The sequence below is a fragment of the Polaromonas sp. UC242_47 genome (genome assembly GCF_044452385.1).
Classification (GTDB): Bacteria; Pseudomonadota; Gammaproteobacteria; order Burkholderiales; family Burkholderiaceae_C; genus Polaromonas.
Genome location: NZ_JBIOAO010000001.1, coordinates 971,689 through 986,098 on the forward strand (window position 1 = coordinate 971,689; position 14,410 = coordinate 986,098).

Below are 14,410 nucleotides of genomic sequence, written 5' to 3' on the forward strand. Positions count from 1 at the left end.
CTGTGATATTTCCGATGCGGGGCAGGATGAGGGGGATGGGAAAGAGGGCAGGGGTCGGCTCATTCTTTCTCGATGCCCGCTTTTTTTGCCACCGATTCGTACTTGTCAAAATCCTTTTTCATCTCATTGCCATAGGCCTGCGAGGACAGCACGGTGGGCTCCAGCCCCAGGCGTGCGTACAACGCCTGCACGTCGGGTGATTTCACGGCGGAGGAAATTTCCTTGTGCAGGCGATCAATGATGGGCTTGGGCGTTCCAGCAGGGGCTAGCACACCCAGCCAGCCGTTGAACTCGAAGCCCTTGTAGCCAAGTTCAACCATCGTAGGCACCTCTGGCAGTGAGGCGGTGCGGCTGGTGCCCAGCACAGCCAGGGCCCGCATGCGCTTGGCTTGGAGCATAGGGCCAGCTGCGCCCAGCGCATCAGGGTTGACCGTGAGGCGACCGGCCAGCAGCTCGGTGGCCGCCTGTGCCGGTCCCCTGAACGGAATGCCCAGCAGGTCGATGTCAGCCTGGTGGTTCAGCGCTTCCATGGCGATACGGTATAGGCCTGCCGAGTTGCCGTAGTTGAGCGTCTTCGGCGCCTTTTTCGCGGCAGCTACCAGGTCGGCAACGCTGGTGAGCGGGGAATCCTGCGTCACGGTCAGCAGCAGCGGGGTGTTGGCCATCGTCGCCACCGGTGTGAAGTCGGTAAACAGATCGAACATCACGGCCTTGGAAATGATGACCGGCACGACGGTGGAGGAGACTGTACCTACGACCAAGGTGTAGCCGTCCGGCTTGCTGCGAGCCACGCTCTGCATGCCGATGCCGCCATTGGCCCCGGGCTTGTTATCGATCAGCACCGGCTGGCCCAACTGGACCGAGATTTTCTGGGCCACGGCCCGAGCTGTCACATCCGAGCTGGAGCCCGGCGTGAAGGGGACAATGAGCTTGATCGGCTGGTTGGGATAGCCGGACTCTGCTTGGGCGCAGAGGGCCAGACATGCTGTAGCCAAGACGAGTGCTTTTTTGAGGGCCATTACTTGTCTCCATTTTTTATCAGGAAAGCCAGGCCGCATTGCTATGCCGCGACCAGCAGCGGTGAAAACTCACAGAGACATAGGCGCCGGCTGCAGCGCAACGGCACGGATCAGCCGCGTCTCCTGCGCGGTGATCAGATGACCCGATGCCGCGAGATAGGCTGCAAAGTCCGGGTGTGTATCGCGCGCGCGGCAGCGCCGCTCGTAATCGGCCAGGTCGTCATAGCCCCACAGGTGCACGAACTGGTTCTGCGGGCCCACCAGACTGGTGTAGAACCCCAGGGGGTGGCCCAGGGTCTCCAGCAGCACTGGCATGGCCAGCTGGTGGAATACATCCAGGAACTGCGGCATCTTGCGTAGCGCAATGGTGTAGATACGGTGATCCACCAGCGGCTTGGCCTGAGGCAGTACGATCCCCGTCATGTCGGCACCGCCTGGCGTGCGACGGTCTGACCGCCACTGGCTGCCTGAGCGTCTCTATCTGCGGTATCTGCGATGTGCAGGGCCGTGAGATAGCCGAAGGTCATGTTTGGCCCATGGGTAATACCGGCGCCGGGGTAGTTGCCGCCCATGATGCTGGCTCGGTCATTCCCCGCTGCGTACAGTCCCGTTATGGCCGAGCCATCGCGGCGCAGCACTTCGCCCACCACGCTGGTCTGAATGCCATCGAAGGTGCCCAGGTCGCCCATGATGAGCTTGATCGCATAGAACGGCCCATTTTGCACCGGCGCCACGCAAGGGTTGGGCTGATTGGCGGGGTCGGCTAGGTAGCGGTTGAAGCTGGTGCTGCCGCGCCCAAATGCCGGGTCCTCGCCCATGACGGCACCGGTGTTGTACTCGCGCACAGTCTGCTCCAGCGCGGTGGGATCGATGCCTGCGCGCGTGGCCAGCTCCGTCAGAGTCTGGCCCTGCAGTAGGTAGCCGTTGCGGATGAAGCGGCCGATGGGCATGGGCGAGGGCTTGACGTAGCCCAGGCCGTATTTGCTCAGCGTGGCTTTGTCGCAGACCAGCCACATAACCGTTTCGGGCAGATCCTTACAGGCCTGCACCATGGCTGCGCCGACATCGTGATACGAATTGGATTCGTTGGTGAAGCGTTTGCCGTTGGACAGCACCCCGATCACGCCGGGCTTGTACCGGTCCAGCAAGTGTGGAAAGACGCCAACCTCGCCGTTGCCAAGGTCGACTCGGGTCACCGGCATCCAGGCCGATGGTTCTTTGAAGCGGATTTCCATGACTCCGCCTACTGTCTCAGCCATGTGGATGCCGTCGCCGGTGTTGGACTCGGGGGTTGGCGAGAGATGTTCATGCCCCCTGCGTACATGCGAGTATGCCTTTGCGATGCGCTGGATGTCGTGCGGGAACCCACCGCAGGCCAGCACCACGCCATAGCGTGCGCGCAGGATGCGTTCGACGTCTCCATTCGCAACAGTCGCCTTGGTGGCGACACCCACGATCCTGTCGCCTTCCATGACGACCCTTTGGGCTGCCGTGGAGGTGAGGATGGGGACGCCCATGTCCAGTGCCGACTGGGCCAGGCGCGCGGCCAGCGCGTTGCCGCTGGTGACGTTGATGGCACGCCGGTATAACGCTAACTCGCGGATGTGATTGGCCAGCCGCCGGGCCACGTACAAGAAGGACGTGAGCGACTTTGTTGCCTGGAAGAAGTGCTTGAGATCGGCGTTGGACGAGTTGAACATCATGCCGATGAAGGTGATGGTCTTCAGTGGTGGCTTGAGCCGCTTCATGTCCTTGCCTAGCCCACGGATATCGTAAGGCGCGGCCAGGATCGAGCGGCCGATGTCCACCCCTCCAGGCACATCGGGGTGGTAGTCGGGGTAGAGTGTGGGGACGAACTTCATCTGAGTTTTACGCTCCATGAAGTCAACCATCCTGGGGCCGTTCTCGATGAAGGCGCTCACGCTCTCCTCGTCGTAGAAAGCGCCGGTCTCCTGCATCAGGTAGGTGCGCACGGCCTGTACCGAATCGGCGGGGTTCTGTTTGCGGCCGTGGTGGTTCAGTGGAATCCACAGTACGCCCCCGGACAGGGCTGTGGTGCCGCCGAATACCGGCTCTTTTTCCAGCACCACGACGTTCAGGCCGCGTTCCTTGGCGGTGATCGCACAGGACAAGCCAGCGGCGCCGGAGCCCACCACGATCAAGTCATATTGGGTTTCCTGGGTCATTGCAATTCTTCGTTCAGTGGGATGGGTATGAGGGAGACGGCCCAGGCGTTACGAGCAAGACCGGGCTGACTCTGTGCGGTCAGGGCTCGGCGGGTTCAGTCGGCCTTGATGTTGTACTTGCCAATGATCTCGCGCCACTGGGCCGACTCGCGCGCCATGATGGTCCCAAATTCGGCGGGGGTGGAGGTCTGCGGCACGGCGCCGGTGGGCAGCAGGCGCACCCGCACAGCGTCATCGGACATTACCTTGCGCACGGCGGCATTGATCTTTTGGATCACGTCGTCCGGTGTGGCTGCCGGTGCCAGCAGTCCAAACCAGACCTCGGAGACAAAGCCGGGAACCACCTTGTTGATCGTCGGCACGCCGGGAACTACGGTCGACGGGGTGGCGCTGGCCACGCCCAGCATGGTCAGGTGGCCCTGCGTCACTTGGCCGAGCATAGCGGCCGATGGCGTGGTCATCAGCATCTGCACCTCTCCCGAGCGCACGGCCATGGTCGTTGCCGCCTCGCCCTTGTAGGGCACGTGACCCACCGTCAGCCCAGCCATTTGCGAGAACCTTGCGGTGGAAAGATGGCCGTACGACGCAGTGCCGGCCGAGGCATACATGATGCCGCTGGGCTGCTTCTTTGCGTACTCGATGAACTCGGCCAGGTTGGCAGCGGGCACCGTCTTGTTGGTGACCAACACCATGGGCACGCTGGTAACAGTGGTCACCGGCTTGAAGTCCTTGAGTGGATCGGACTCCGTCTTGGGGTTGAGCAGCGGTGCGATCAGCACGCCGTTGTTGGGGTAGAGCAGTGTATAGCCGTCTGCACGAGACTTGGCCACGTACTGTGCGGCAATCACGCCGGATGCCCCTGGTTTGTTATCCACGATGACGGGCTGGCCCAGTTCCTTGCCCAACTGCGCCTGGATCATGCGCACCTGCGCATCGCTGGTGCCGCCAGCCGGATAAGGAATGACGATGGTAATGGGGCGGGAGGGAATTTTTCCTGTGCGAAGGCCGTGCCTGCGGCAAGGCCTGTCAATGCAAGGATCAAGGCGCGCGTAGTCAGGTTCATTTCATGTCTCCAATAAGTATGTCGGCAGCCGCAATAAGTACGAAGCATTCAGATGCCATGTGCCATTATGCTTGTACTTTATCAAGGGTTCAATGGTTGGTCCAATGATTGTATAGTGTCAATATGAAAAAAGACAAGCGACTTTGCAATTCCGGGCCTGGACCGACCGGTGGCGTGCTGGCCGCCCCCCCCGGTATTGCGCACACGGGCGTCGCTGTTCGTGAGTGGTTGGTGCCTCTGCTGATGGCGGCCATCCCGGTGTTCACGCTGCTGGACACTCAAGGGGGGCGGTACTGGGCGATGTGGCCTCTGTGGGCGCTGGCAGCCGTCAGTGTCTTGTTCATCGCGCTGGAAGGCGGTCATGCCCCTGCCACCGTACGTCGCACCTCGTTGGTACTAGTGGTTATTACCGTGTGCCTGCTGCCCTTGATCGATGCCCCATGGCAGGCGTTGCAGCGAGGTATCCGCATCGGCGGGCTGATCGCATCACTGCTGGTGACGGTGAACCTGCTTTCGCGCGTGGCACTGCGCATCGTCCGTGTTCGGGAGGTGGTGGGCGGCCTCTACAAGTTGCCGCAGCACCGCCGCTATCTGGGCCTCACGGTGGCCAGCCAGTTCTTTGGCGGTCTGCTGGGCCTGGCGGGCATTGCGATGATGATGGAGATGGCTGCGCGCGAGGCGGATATGACTGACGCGCAGAAGGTCTCAGCGTTTTCGGCCATTGCACGCGGTTATGCAGCTGTGAGTCTTTGGAGCCCCATCTACAGCAACATGAGTATTGCGCTAGCGCTCTATGGCGGGCCGGACTGGGTGGGCGTGCTGCCCTATGTGCTGGCGGTGTCAGTACTGTTGATGGGGCTGGGCTTGCTGATCGACCGGTTTGATCGCGGTAGTCGCGCAGCACTAGGCGCGCAGGAGCCTATTGCAGCGGGTCGCCCGGTGAAGCAGGCAACTCTCTTGCTGCGCCAGGCTTTGCCAGTGGTGGGCGCTATGCTGTGCTTTCTGGGCTTCATGGTTCTGGCCAGCCGCCAACTGGCGCTGCCTATCTCGGTCGTGATCATTGCCAGCACTCCGGTGGCCGCATGGCTGCTAAGCGTGCTGCTGGCTCCACCTGGCCGTCACCGGCTGGCCCAAGGCACGCGCATGCTGGGCACGGATTTCTTGGGCTTCAAGGCTATGGTGGGCGAGGTGATGATGTTCTTTGCCTCCGGCTGCGCGGGCACCGTGATTGCCAGCGCAATCCCGCCGGCCTGGACCGGCACCGTCGGCCAGTGGGTGGCGGGTTCGCCCATGCTCGGGAGCCTGTTCGTCTCGGCCGCCATTGTGCTGCTGTCTGCCACCGCCATCCACCCCATGCTCAGCGCCGTGCTGATAGGTTCAACTTTTTCCCCCCAGCTGCTCGGATTGCCCGTGGTGGCGCACCTGTGTGCCGTGCTCGCTGGCTGGGGGCTGGCGATCATCGTCACCCCGTTCTCGGTGCTCAGCCTGATGGCCAGCCGCTATTCAGGCATTCCCATCCTGGTGATCAGCCTGCGGGCGAACCTGGTCTTCGTTGCGCTGGCCGTGCTGGTCTCTTCGCTTCTTTTGGGCGGCATGAGCCGCTTCATCAACCACCTCTGAGCTACCATGACTCCTTCGCCAAATCCTTCATCCTCTTCCCCCTCCCATGGAGCCTCAGGTCCGCTGCGCGGTGTGCGTGTCGTCGAGTTTTCTGGCCTAGGGCCGGGCCCTTTTGCCTGCATGCTGCTGTCAGACATGGGGGCCGAGGTGATACGCATCGACCGGCCCGGTGCGCCGCAGACGGACCCACGCGACATTACAGGGCGCGGCCGCAAGACGGTGCTGCTGGACCTGAAGGATTCTCAGTCCGTTGCTCAAGTGCTCGACATACTGACCCATGCTGACATGCTGGTAGAGGGCTTTCGTCCAGGCGTCATGGAGCGACTGGGCCTGAGCCCGCAGGCCGTGGCCTGTCGGAACCCGCGCCTGGTGTATGGCCGCATGACTGGCTGGGGGCAGGACGGGCCACTGGCCCAGGCCGCAGGCCATGACATCAACTACATCGCGATTACCGGCGCACTGGCCGCCATTGGCGAAGCCGGGCGCGGTCCGGTGCCTCCACTCAATTTGGTGGGCGACTATGGCGGCGGCAGCCTCTATCTGGTGACGGGGCTGCTGGCGGCGCTGCTGGAGGCGCGCGGGAGCGGCCAGGGTCAGGTGGTGGATGCCGCCATCTGCGACGGCGCTCTCTCGCTCATGAGCAACAACCAGTCGCACCGGCTGCGCGGCCTCTATGAGGATCGGCGTGGCAACAACATGCTGGACGGCGGTGCGCCGTACTACACCACGTACGAGACATCTGATGCGCAGTACGTCTCCATCGGCCCCATAGAGCCCAAGTTCTTTGCACTGATGTGCCGCATGATCGACTTGCCACAGACCCTGTGGGATGCGCAGAACGATCGCACTCGCTGGCATGCAGTGCGCGATGCCATGGCCTCGATCTTTCGCACGCGTAGCCGTGCGCAGTGGTGCGATCAACTCGAAGGCACGGATATATGTTTTGCACCAGTGCTGACTCTGGCGGAAGCGACGGAACACCCGCACGTGCGTGCGCGTAGCGGCTTTGTTGAGGTGGCGGGCGTGCAGCACCCTGCTCCCGCGCCCAGGTTTTCGCGCACGCCTTCGGCTGTCCAGGGGCCTTTTTTGGAAGCGGTGCTTACTCCGCAACAGTTGGTGGAGGCTTGGCGGTAGGGATGATGACCTTTCCTAAACAGCCCAAGGGTACAGATGTCTGATTCTGGCCGAACTCGGTCTCAGACAAGTTTACGGTAGAGGGGATAAAGCACTGGCATGACCGACACAAGACCAAGATAGGCCGCACCGAGCCATGAAGGCGCAAACGACGGTATGCCTTGCTTGACAAACATTACGAAGACGACGAGCGGCCAACTGATGCAAATGGCGATGGCAGCACCAATCGACTTGCCAAGTGGTGGGGCAATCTCAAAAAAAACAAACATCAGCCCCAAGACCGCATACACGAAGGCGCAAGCTAAGACCACCCAGCCTTGAGGAGTGGAGCGCAATGGGCCTCGGAACAATGCAGACACCGACTGGTTCGAATAGTCCATTGGTAAGATTTTGGAGTCGCGGAGGTAGTTAACGAATGTCCGTTGTTGGCCGCTAACGTTGCTGGCATGTCATGTCATGTCATGTCATGTCAGAGATTTGAGATGGGACTGCTGAACTGTGCCGGAAATACGTAAGTTGCCAAAGCATGTCCGCAGCATCAGCCCTAGGAATTTAGCCGAAGCCCGCAATTCGCCGTACGCATTAGCAGGGGCTACTTCGTGTCGCATCTCCTTGGGCATGCAGCGCAATCATGCTGACTAGCGCGATAGATGATGGTGTCTTCTTGGGTAATGTGCGTGCGTGGGTTCTTGAAAGGCCGCCTGTTGACCTGCAGAACATGCCCCTCAGGACAGTGGTACTCATTGGCCTGTTCATGCCAGTGAAATTCGTTGCTCGACAGCGTGTCATCCTTGCGTTGCGTTTTGTCCCACACGGGTACATGTGGCTCGATCTGTTTCTCGTTGACCATCCAGTGGAGCATGGGTGCACTGCCATAGGCGCGCAAATAGACTAGGGTTTTCCCGCCGCCCTGCGATGGCACAATCCGGCCAAGAGCGGTCTTTCCCCCTAACCGTCCGATGAGTCACCCACTGGCTGCGCAACAAGGCATTGAAGTCCGACTTTCGGATGTGCATGATGCCTCTCAAGGGGTTGGCCTACCGCCGTTGGGCACGCCCACATTCAACATCAGGATACGGCTCATGGAAGACCGAACTGCAATCACTACTCCGCTTTGGATGAAGTTCTGCATTGCGGCCATCGTGGCAGCGCTCTTAACGCTCGTTGCATTGTCCATCTCCTGGGGAGGCATGGCCCCAGTAGCAGGCAAGCCGATTGCCGTCGGCGCACTGCTTGTGCTCCCGCTGGTCATTGCCGCGAAGTACGATTGGTCAGCTACAGCCTCAGTCATGCTCACCTTCTTTACCTATTTCGCTTTGAGTGTTGGTGCCGTACTAGCGCTGATGCGAGAAAGGTGAAGCGCAGGACCCGAATGGGTCAGCGAGGCTTTTGGCTACAGTCGGCCAACTCCGGACATTGACCTTGCCTAGTCGCAACATGGATTGCAATGACACAATTCACGAAAATATTTGTTGGTTTTTTTATTTTCCTACTGCTTGTAGCGTCTGCCGTGATGGCTCTTAAGGGGGCATTTGAAGCAGCAGTTTTTTGGCTCGCAATCGCGCTATTTTTTCTGATTACTTCAAGGATGGCGATATTCGAGTCCCGCTATGGCACGGCAAAATCAGAGCCGGGAATGCCGCGCGTCGGACTAAAGACTCAGTTGACCCGCTACTGGAAAGCTCTAGGATGGGAGGGGAAATTATTTCTGGCATTTTTCGTCATAGTGATTTCAGTCTGGTTCGCGCAACGAGTGTTGGTGTTCATTCAGACATTTGCACGTTGACCTAAGTGACTCACTGCACTTCTTTGGATTGCCCCAAACGGCCAAGAGCAGCCCCTTCCAGCCTGTCGAATGGAACATGAAAATCAATCGCGGCGAGCCTGACCATCCTCACTGGAAAAAGCCCTTTACTCATAAAGAAATGGCTGTGGCCTATTGGGGGTTGAGCGCCTGCTCTCTCGCTCTTGGGCTTGCACAATGGCTCAATCCTCCAAAAGCACCGTTTACCGGCCGCTGGGGTTGGTTGAACTCCATGACCACCAGCGTCATGGGCGAGCAGGGGCCTGTTTTCTTCCAGATAGGTATCGCGGCGATTTTGATTCTTAGCGGTTGCGTCAAATGGGCAACGTATCGTTCGCAGACACCTCGTTAGCGAGGTAGTGCCGACGGGCTGCTTCGGAAAAATGTGTACTTCGACTTTGGGCCCAGAGCAGACAGGCCCAGGACCCGGGCTAGTCAACAGGTAGACACCATGGGCCGCCAGGATTCGAGCCAGTCGAGTCTCTTTTTCTACGCCTCCGGCGAAACCCCCAGCGCCACCAGAAAACGCGCAACCATGTTGTAAGTGGCAATGGCGCTGGTCAGCTCCACCAGTTGCGTGGTGTCAAAGTGCTGGCGCAAGGCAGCGAAAACGTCGTCGCTGACTTTCACGTCTTGCGTCATCTGCGCGGCGTAACGAATCACCAGTTGTTCGACCTCGCCGAGATCTGGATGTGCTGTTGAGACACGCGCATCGGCTTTCACCAGAACATTCAGGGCATCCAGTTCTTTCTGTTGGCCGCCGGCGGCCAGAAAGTCCGGTGCGTGGTGGTGGTACTCATACGCGGCGCCGGTCAGCAAGGCCACGGTGCAAATGCCCAGTTCGCGCAGCTTGCGGCTGGTTGGCAGGCCGGTGCGCACGGCGCCCAGGTAGACGTTCCAGGCTCTAGCCAGCGGTTCGCTCCAGAGCAGGGCCTTGTCCAGGTTGATCAGGGTGCCGCCGCGGCGCGCCAGGATGGCGTCCACCAGGTCCTGGGGTTGGGTTTTCAGGGCGGGGCTCCAGTCGGGAATACGCATGTCTGTCTTTCTTGGTGGGATGCTGGGACGAAGGGCGGGCGGCGGGGTGCAGCCTCAGCGGATAATGCCCAGATGCTAATCCGATTTACCAAAATGCAAGGTGCGGGCAACGATTTTGTGGTGCTCGACGAGACCCAAAAACGCCTGAACCTCACGCCCGGTCAATACCGTTTTCTGGCCGACCGCCACTTCGGTGTGGGCGCGGACCAGATTCTGTCGGTGCGGCCGGCGACTGATCCCGGTATCGACTTTGAATATGTGATCCACAACGCCGACGGCGGCGAGGTCGAACAGTGCGGCAATGGGGCGCGTTGTTTTGTGCGTTTTGTTCGCGAGCAGGGCCTGACCACCAAAGACAAGGTGCGTGTCAAAACCATGAGTGGTGTGATCGAGCCACGTCTGCAGCCAGACGGCCGCGTCACGGTGGACATGGGCGCGCCCATCTTCGATTTGCCGCGTGTGCCTTTTGACGCTGCCGGTTTGACGCCACAAACCGTTCATTCATGGCAAAAATGGCCTCTGGCCCTTGAGGGCCGGGCGCAAGCAGCTCCTGTTTTGATAGCGGTTCTGTCCATGGGCAATCCGCATGCGGTGCAACTGGTGGACGATGTGGGCGCCGCCCCCGTGCTGGAGATCGGGCCGCTGATTGAAAACCACGCACGTTTCCCGCGCCGCGTGAACGCCGGGTTCATGCAGGTGGTGTCGCGCAGCCAGATCCGCCTGCGGGTCTATGAGCGCGGCGCCGGCGAAACCCTGGCCTGCGGCAGCGGGGCTTGCGCGGCGGTGGTCGCTGGCATACGCTTGGGCCTGCTGGACGCGCGGGTCGACGTGTGGACACATGGCGGCACCTTGACCATCGAGTGGCAGGGCGGGCTGGACGCCAGTCCCGCACCGGTCTTGATGACCGGGCCGGCCACCACCGTGTTTGAGGCCGAGATTGTTGTCCCCGACCATTTGTAGACTTGCCCAAGCCGACGAACCTGATTTACTGGAAACCACAAGAACATGAATCCAAGCGAACACTCCATCCAGAACCCGATCACCGAAGAAGACATCGCCAACTTCCTGGCCAACACGCCTGATTTTTTCGAGCGCCATGCGGAGCTGCTGGCCACGGTCCAGCTCTCCAGCGGCCATGGCGGGCGGGCGGTGAGCCTGCAGGAGCGCCAGGCCGGCATGTTGCGCGACAAGATCAAGGGCCTGGAGGCCAAGGTCGTCGAGATGATCCGTTACGGCCAGGAAAACGTGGGCATTGCCGACAAGCTGCAGCAATGCACACTGAATCTGCTGCTGACCGCCCATGCGCGTGATTTGCCGGACACCATCGTGAATGAACTCAAGGCGCAGTTTTCTGTGCCGCAGGCGGCGATCAAGGTCTGGCACGTCAACGGCATTTTTTCCGACGAAAACTTCTCTACCGGGGTCAGCGAAGACACGCAAACCTTTGCCTCCTCGCTGAGCACGCCTTATTGCGGTGTCAACTCCGGCTTCGAGGCCGTGAACTGGCTGCCCGATCCGGCGCTGGCGATGTCGGTGGCGCTGATTCCCCTGCGTCCAGGAAAATCGCCGCAGGCTTTCGGCATGCTGGTACTGGCTTCGCCCGATCCCGAACGTTTCAGCAGCAGCATGGGCACGGATTTCCTGGAACGTATCGGTGAACTCGCCGGCGCCGCCTTGTCGCGTCTGCGGCCCCAGGCCAGCTAGGTTCTAACGCCACCATGGCCGAGCAAGCTTCGCCCGGACCGGTGCTAGAAGCCGACCCGCTGGTCGAGCGTTACCTCGAACATGTGCGTGTCGAAAAACGCCTGGCCCAGCGCACGGTCGAGCTGTATGCGCTGGACTTGCACAAACTGCAAGCCCATTGCCTGCAGGCCGGCGTGGTACTGACCGGCGTACAAAACCAACACATGCGGCGCTGGGTCGCGCAAATGCACAGCGGCGGCCGCAGCGGCCGCGGCATTGCGCTGATCTTGTCGGGCTGGCGCGGCTTTTACACCTGGCTGGGGCGCGAAGGCCTGGTGGCCAGCAACCCGGTGCAGGACCTGCGTGCACCCAAAGCTGCCAAGCCGCTGCCCAAGGCGCTGAGTGTGGACGAGGCGGTGCAACTGGCGGCCTACCAGGGGGATGAGGCGTCCGACGACCCGGCCCTGCAGGCGAGGGACAGCTGTATCACCGAACTGCTGTACGGCTGCGGCCTGCGTATCGGCGAGTTGACCGGCCTGGATGCCGTGGCTGGCCCGCAGGCGCGCGGCTGGATTGACCTGCAGGCGGCCGAGGCGCATGTGCTGGGCAAAGGCTCCAAGCGGCGCAGCGTGCCGGTGGGCAGCAAGGCCTTGCAGGCTCTGCAGGCCTGGCTGGCGTTGCGCAGTGCCTGGGCCAGGGACGATGCGGCCTTGTTCATCGGCCAGCGCGGCACACGGCTGACGCCCCAACACATCCGTGTGCGCCTGAAGCAGCGTTCGTTGCAAGCCGGGCTGGCCACGCCTGTGCACCCACACATGTTGCGGCATTCGTTTGCCAGCCATGTGTTGCAGTCCAGCGGGGATTTGCGCGCGGTGCAGGAGTTGCTGGGCCACGCCAACATCAGCACCACGCAGGTTTACACCCGGCTTGATTTTCAGCACCTGGCCAAGGTTTACGACGCGGCGCATCCACGCGCAACGCTGGACCGCGGCAAACCAGCGGACAAGGACAAAAGCTGAGCGACTGGCGCAGGGGCGGCTGCCCCTGCTTTCAGGCGCTGGCCAGGTAATCCGGCAGCATGAAAACTGCGCGTTTGCTAGCGGCCGGTGTGCCGGCCAGGCGCTGCGCCAGCCGGCCCAGCACGATCTCGGCATTGGGCCCTTGCCGCGGCACCAGCGCATAGGCCACACGCACCTGGGCCACACATTCCACCGGCAGGCCTTTGTAGGGCATCAGGCAGCGCGCGACGATGCGTGGCCCCAGAGTGGCGGCTTCTTCGGCCGAAAACGGGCCTTCCACCAGCATGCCAAAACGCTGCTCCGACAGGCGCGCCGCACTGTCGATATCACGAGCCGTTGACAGCAGGCGCTCGGCCACACGCAGCGGCAGGTCCTGGGCGGCCTTGCGGCCAAATTCGCGCTGGATGTGTTCGGTGTTGACCAGATCTATCATCAGCACCGCACCCTGGTGTTTGAGCCGGTCCGAGCGCGCAATCATGCGTTCCATCCGTTCGGCAAACACCGAGTCATTGATCAGGCCGGTGGACGGGTCCACCCGGTCCAGGCCCTGGATGCGGCGCTTGTTTTCACGCTGCTGCTGGCTGCGCACCATCAGCACGACCAGCATGGCTGGCATTTGCAGCGCCATGCAGGCCAGGGCCGCCTGTTCGGTCAGCACACTCAGCGGCAGCCACTGCAGGTAACGGCCTATGGCCAGCGCCAGGCTGAGGGCAAACGGCAGGCTGCAAAGCAGCAGCCAGCCGCCAAAACGATCGCCGCGGCGCCAGGCCCAGAGGTTGAGCCCCAGCATCAGCAACTGCGCCAGCACCAGGTAAGGCACGACCAGCGGGATGCGCAACGCGCTGTCGGTGATCAGCAATATCACCGACAGCGCGGCGCCGGCCAGCACGGTGGCCCAGACCAGACCATGGAGAAAGCGGGAACGCTGGGCCAGCGACACCAGGGTGTCATTGAGCAGCAACAACGCCATCAACATCCAGGTGCCCAGCACCACCAGCGAGCGGTCGGCCCAGGCCGGCGCGTCAGGCCACAGGTGCAAGGCCGCCACGCCGGTGATGGCGGCCTGCGTCAGGCCGATCAGGGTGGCGCAGAGGGCGTAATACAGGTAGGCCCGGTCCCGCAGCCAGAGCGCGCCGGCCAGACCCACCGCGCAGCCCAACAAGGCCAGGCCGAAATAAACCCCGAGAAACAGCGACACCTGCTGCTCGCCGCGCAACACATGGCCGGAGCTGACAAAACGAATGGGTGCGCTAAATCCCTGAACGTTTTCAAGGCGGAGCATGTATTGCGTCGGCTCCTCGGCATTGAAATCGACGGTCAACAAGGGGTGGCGATGCGGCGTCGGCCACTGGTTGACGGCGGTCAGGTCACCGGCGCGTTGCTCGCGCCACTGGTCGGCGCGGTCCAGGCTATAGAGCGAGGCCCGGTCCAGCGCTGGGTAGGGGATTTCAAGCAACCAGCGCTCCGCGTCGGGCGCCGGGGGCACGGTAAAACGAATCCACAAGGCCTGCCGGGGCTGCAGCGGATAAATTCCCTTGGGCAGGGTGGGTTGCCAGTCCAGTCGCGGGTGGCTGGCGACCTGTTCCGCGGTCAGTCTGGCCTGCGGATCGATCCAGTAGTCGCCCCAGTCTGCCAGGGGCACGGGCTGGGTTTTGGCATCGAACTCCAGCACCTGGCGGGACTGGGCCGTCGGGCTCAGCAGGCCCAGCAGCAAGCCCAGGCATAAGCCGATCAGCAAGTTGCGGGGCGCTGTAAGCCAGGCCCTGGTGCTTGCAACATGTGCTGAAAAGCGGCTAAAAATCATCAACTTATTGTCGCAAATTTCCTGGAGGCAGCGGCCGGCGGGC

The 14,410-nt window shown here is 61.6% G+C and carries 15 protein-coding genes and 1 pseudogene; 8 read left to right on the forward strand and 8 right to left on the reverse strand.

Features of this window, described 5'->3' with window-relative positions; all coding sequences use genetic code 11:
- Window positions 1-59: 59 nt before the first annotated feature.
- The 4 genes from ACHMXK_RS04790 to ACHMXK_RS04805 all read right to left on the reverse strand — a co-directional run bounded on the left by ACHMXK_RS04790 (window position 60) and on the right by ACHMXK_RS04805 (window position 4,125).
- Window positions 60-1,019, reverse strand: a complete 960-nt coding sequence (locus tag ACHMXK_RS04790; RefSeq protein WP_397438145.1) for a Bug family tripartite tricarboxylate transporter substrate binding protein — start codon at window positions 1,017-1,019, stop codon at window positions 60-62.
- A 69-nt stretch (window positions 1,020-1,088) separates the two neighbouring features.
- Window positions 1,089-1,442 carry an NIPSNAP family protein gene (locus tag ACHMXK_RS04795; RefSeq protein ID WP_397438147.1) on the reverse strand — a complete coding sequence of 118 codons (354 nt, stop codon included), beginning with the start codon at window positions 1,440-1,442 and terminating at the stop codon, window positions 1,089-1,091.
- Window positions 1,439-3,205: an FAD-dependent oxidoreductase gene (locus ACHMXK_RS04800; protein ID WP_397438149.1), complete on the reverse strand. Its 1,767-nt coding sequence runs from the start codon at window positions 3,203-3,205 to the stop codon at window positions 1,439-1,441. Before ACHMXK_RS04800 ends, ACHMXK_RS04795 begins: the two co-directional genes overlap by 4 nt.
- A gap of 95 nt (window positions 3,206-3,300) precedes the next feature.
- Window positions 3,301-4,125, reverse strand: coding sequence for a tripartite tricarboxylate transporter substrate-binding protein (locus ACHMXK_RS04805; RefSeq protein ID WP_397438151.1), 825 nt, complete (start codon window positions 4,123-4,125; stop codon window positions 3,301-3,303).
- A 266-nt stretch (window positions 4,126-4,391) separates the two neighbouring features.
- On the opposite strand from ACHMXK_RS04805, the gene ACHMXK_RS04810 reads away from it, so the two are divergent.
- Both ACHMXK_RS04810 and ACHMXK_RS04815 read left to right on the forward strand, forming a co-directional pair.
- The gene (locus tag ACHMXK_RS04810; protein WP_397438153.1) at window positions 4,392-5,888 is read left to right on the forward strand and encodes a hypothetical protein; all 1,497 of its coding nucleotides are present in this window, start codon (window positions 4,392-4,394) and stop codon (window positions 5,886-5,888) included.
- Window positions 5,889-5,894: 6 nt separating this feature from the next.
- On the forward strand, window positions 5,895-7,022 hold the full coding sequence (locus ACHMXK_RS04815) for a CaiB/BaiF CoA transferase family protein (RefSeq protein WP_397438154.1): 1,128 nt from the start codon (window positions 5,895-5,897) through the stop codon (window positions 7,020-7,022).
- 62 nt (window positions 7,023-7,084) lie between these two features.
- On the opposite strand, the gene ACHMXK_RS04820 is transcribed toward ACHMXK_RS04815, so the two are convergent.
- Window positions 7,085-7,402, reverse strand: coding sequence for a hypothetical protein (locus tag ACHMXK_RS04820; protein WP_397438156.1), 318 nt, complete (start codon window positions 7,400-7,402; stop codon window positions 7,085-7,087).
- Between the two features lie 233 nt (window positions 7,403-7,635).
- Window positions 7,636-7,902 (reverse strand): annotated as a pseudogene (locus tag ACHMXK_RS04825) (IS5/IS1182 family transposase); the annotation flags it as partial.
- A gap of 202 nt (window positions 7,903-8,104) precedes the next feature.
- Here ACHMXK_RS04825 and ACHMXK_RS04830 point away from each other — a divergent pair.
- The 3 genes from ACHMXK_RS04830 (at window position 8,105) to ACHMXK_RS04840 (ending at window position 9,178) form a co-directional block, all read left to right on the forward strand.
- On the forward strand, window positions 8,105-8,380 hold the full coding sequence (locus ACHMXK_RS04830; protein ID WP_397438158.1) for a hypothetical protein: 276 nt from the start codon (window positions 8,105-8,107) through the stop codon (window positions 8,378-8,380).
- 89 nt (window positions 8,381-8,469) lie between these two features.
- On the forward strand, window positions 8,470-8,808 hold the full coding sequence (locus ACHMXK_RS04835; RefSeq protein ID WP_397438160.1) for a hypothetical protein: 339 nt from the start codon (window positions 8,470-8,472) through the stop codon (window positions 8,806-8,808).
- A 76-nt stretch (window positions 8,809-8,884) separates the two neighbouring features.
- Entirely contained in the window at window positions 8,885-9,178 is a 294-nt protein-coding gene (locus ACHMXK_RS04840) for a hypothetical protein (RefSeq protein WP_397438162.1), read from the forward strand.
- Between the two features lie 137 nt (window positions 9,179-9,315).
- Here the strand turns inward: ACHMXK_RS04840 and ACHMXK_RS04845 are convergent, their stop codons facing one another.
- Complete coding sequence (locus tag ACHMXK_RS04845; RefSeq protein WP_397438163.1) at window positions 9,316-9,861, reverse strand: carboxymuconolactone decarboxylase family protein; 546 nt, start codon at window positions 9,859-9,861, stop codon at window positions 9,316-9,318.
- A gap of 72 nt (window positions 9,862-9,933) precedes the next feature.
- Here ACHMXK_RS04845 and dapF point away from each other — a divergent pair, with 72 nt between their 5' ends.
- Genes dapF through ACHMXK_RS04860 form a run of 3 tightly spaced genes read left to right on the forward strand, consistent with a single transcriptional unit; the run spans window position 9,934 to window position 12,563 of the window.
- Window positions 9,934-10,821: a diaminopimelate epimerase gene (dapF, locus tag ACHMXK_RS04850; protein ID WP_397438164.1), complete on the forward strand. Its 888-nt coding sequence runs from the start codon at window positions 9,934-9,936 to the stop codon at window positions 10,819-10,821.
- 45 nt (window positions 10,822-10,866) lie between these two features.
- On the forward strand, window positions 10,867-11,565 hold the full coding sequence (locus ACHMXK_RS04855) for a DUF484 family protein (protein ID WP_397438166.1): 699 nt from the start codon (window positions 10,867-10,869) through the stop codon (window positions 11,563-11,565).
- 14 nt (window positions 11,566-11,579) lie between these two features.
- Window positions 11,580-12,563: a tyrosine recombinase XerC gene (locus ACHMXK_RS04860; RefSeq protein ID WP_397438167.1), complete on the forward strand. Its 984-nt coding sequence runs from the start codon at window positions 11,580-11,582 to the stop codon at window positions 12,561-12,563.
- Window positions 12,564-12,594: 31 nt separating this feature from the next.
- On the opposite strand, the gene ACHMXK_RS04865 is transcribed toward ACHMXK_RS04860, so the two are convergent.
- The gene (locus ACHMXK_RS04865; RefSeq protein WP_397438169.1) at window positions 12,595-14,301 is read right to left on the reverse strand and encodes a 7TM diverse intracellular signaling domain-containing protein; all 1,707 of its coding nucleotides are present in this window, start codon (window positions 14,299-14,301) and stop codon (window positions 12,595-12,597) included.
- Between the last annotated feature and the right edge of the window lie 109 nt (window positions 14,302-14,410).

Excerpts from the sequence above, each read along its gene's own strand:
- ACHMXK_RS04790 (WP_397438145.1), bottom strand. The coding sequence starts at position 1,019 with ATGGCCCTCAAAAAAGCACTCGTCTTGGCTACAGCATGTCTGGCCCTC.
- ACHMXK_RS04795 (WP_397438147.1), bottom strand. The coding sequence starts at position 1,442 with ATGACGGGGATCGTACTGCCTCAGGCCAAGCCGCTGGTGGATCACCGT.
- ACHMXK_RS04800 (WP_397438149.1), bottom strand. The coding sequence starts at position 3,205 with ATGACCCAGGAAACCCAATATGACTTGATCGTGGTGGGCTCCGGCGCC.
- ACHMXK_RS04805 (WP_397438151.1), bottom strand. The coding sequence starts at position 4,125 with ATGATCCAGGCGCAGTTGGGCAAGGAACTGGGCCAGCCCGTCATCGTG.
- ACHMXK_RS04810 (WP_397438153.1), top strand. The coding sequence starts at position 4,392 with ATGAAAAAAGACAAGCGACTTTGCAATTCCGGGCCTGGACCGACCGGT.
- ACHMXK_RS04815 (WP_397438154.1), top strand. The coding sequence starts at position 5,895 with ATGACTCCTTCGCCAAATCCTTCATCCTCTTCCCCCTCCCATGGAGCC.
- ACHMXK_RS04820 (WP_397438156.1), bottom strand. The coding sequence starts at position 7,402 with ATGGACTATTCGAACCAGTCGGTGTCTGCATTGTTCCGAGGCCCATTG.
- ACHMXK_RS04830 (WP_397438158.1), top strand. The coding sequence starts at position 8,105 with ATGGAAGACCGAACTGCAATCACTACTCCGCTTTGGATGAAGTTCTGC.
- ACHMXK_RS04835 (WP_397438160.1), top strand. The coding sequence starts at position 8,470 with ATGACACAATTCACGAAAATATTTGTTGGTTTTTTTATTTTCCTACTG.
- ACHMXK_RS04840 (WP_397438162.1), top strand. The coding sequence starts at position 8,885 with ATGAAAATCAATCGCGGCGAGCCTGACCATCCTCACTGGAAAAAGCCC.
- ACHMXK_RS04845 (WP_397438163.1), bottom strand. The coding sequence starts at position 9,861 with ATGCGTATTCCCGACTGGAGCCCCGCCCTGAAAACCCAACCCCAGGAC.
- dapF (WP_397438164.1), top strand. The coding sequence starts at position 9,934 with ATGCTAATCCGATTTACCAAAATGCAAGGTGCGGGCAACGATTTTGTG.
- ACHMXK_RS04855 (WP_397438166.1), top strand. The coding sequence starts at position 10,867 with ATGAATCCAAGCGAACACTCCATCCAGAACCCGATCACCGAAGAAGAC.
- ACHMXK_RS04860 (WP_397438167.1), top strand. The coding sequence starts at position 11,580 with ATGGCCGAGCAAGCTTCGCCCGGACCGGTGCTAGAAGCCGACCCGCTG.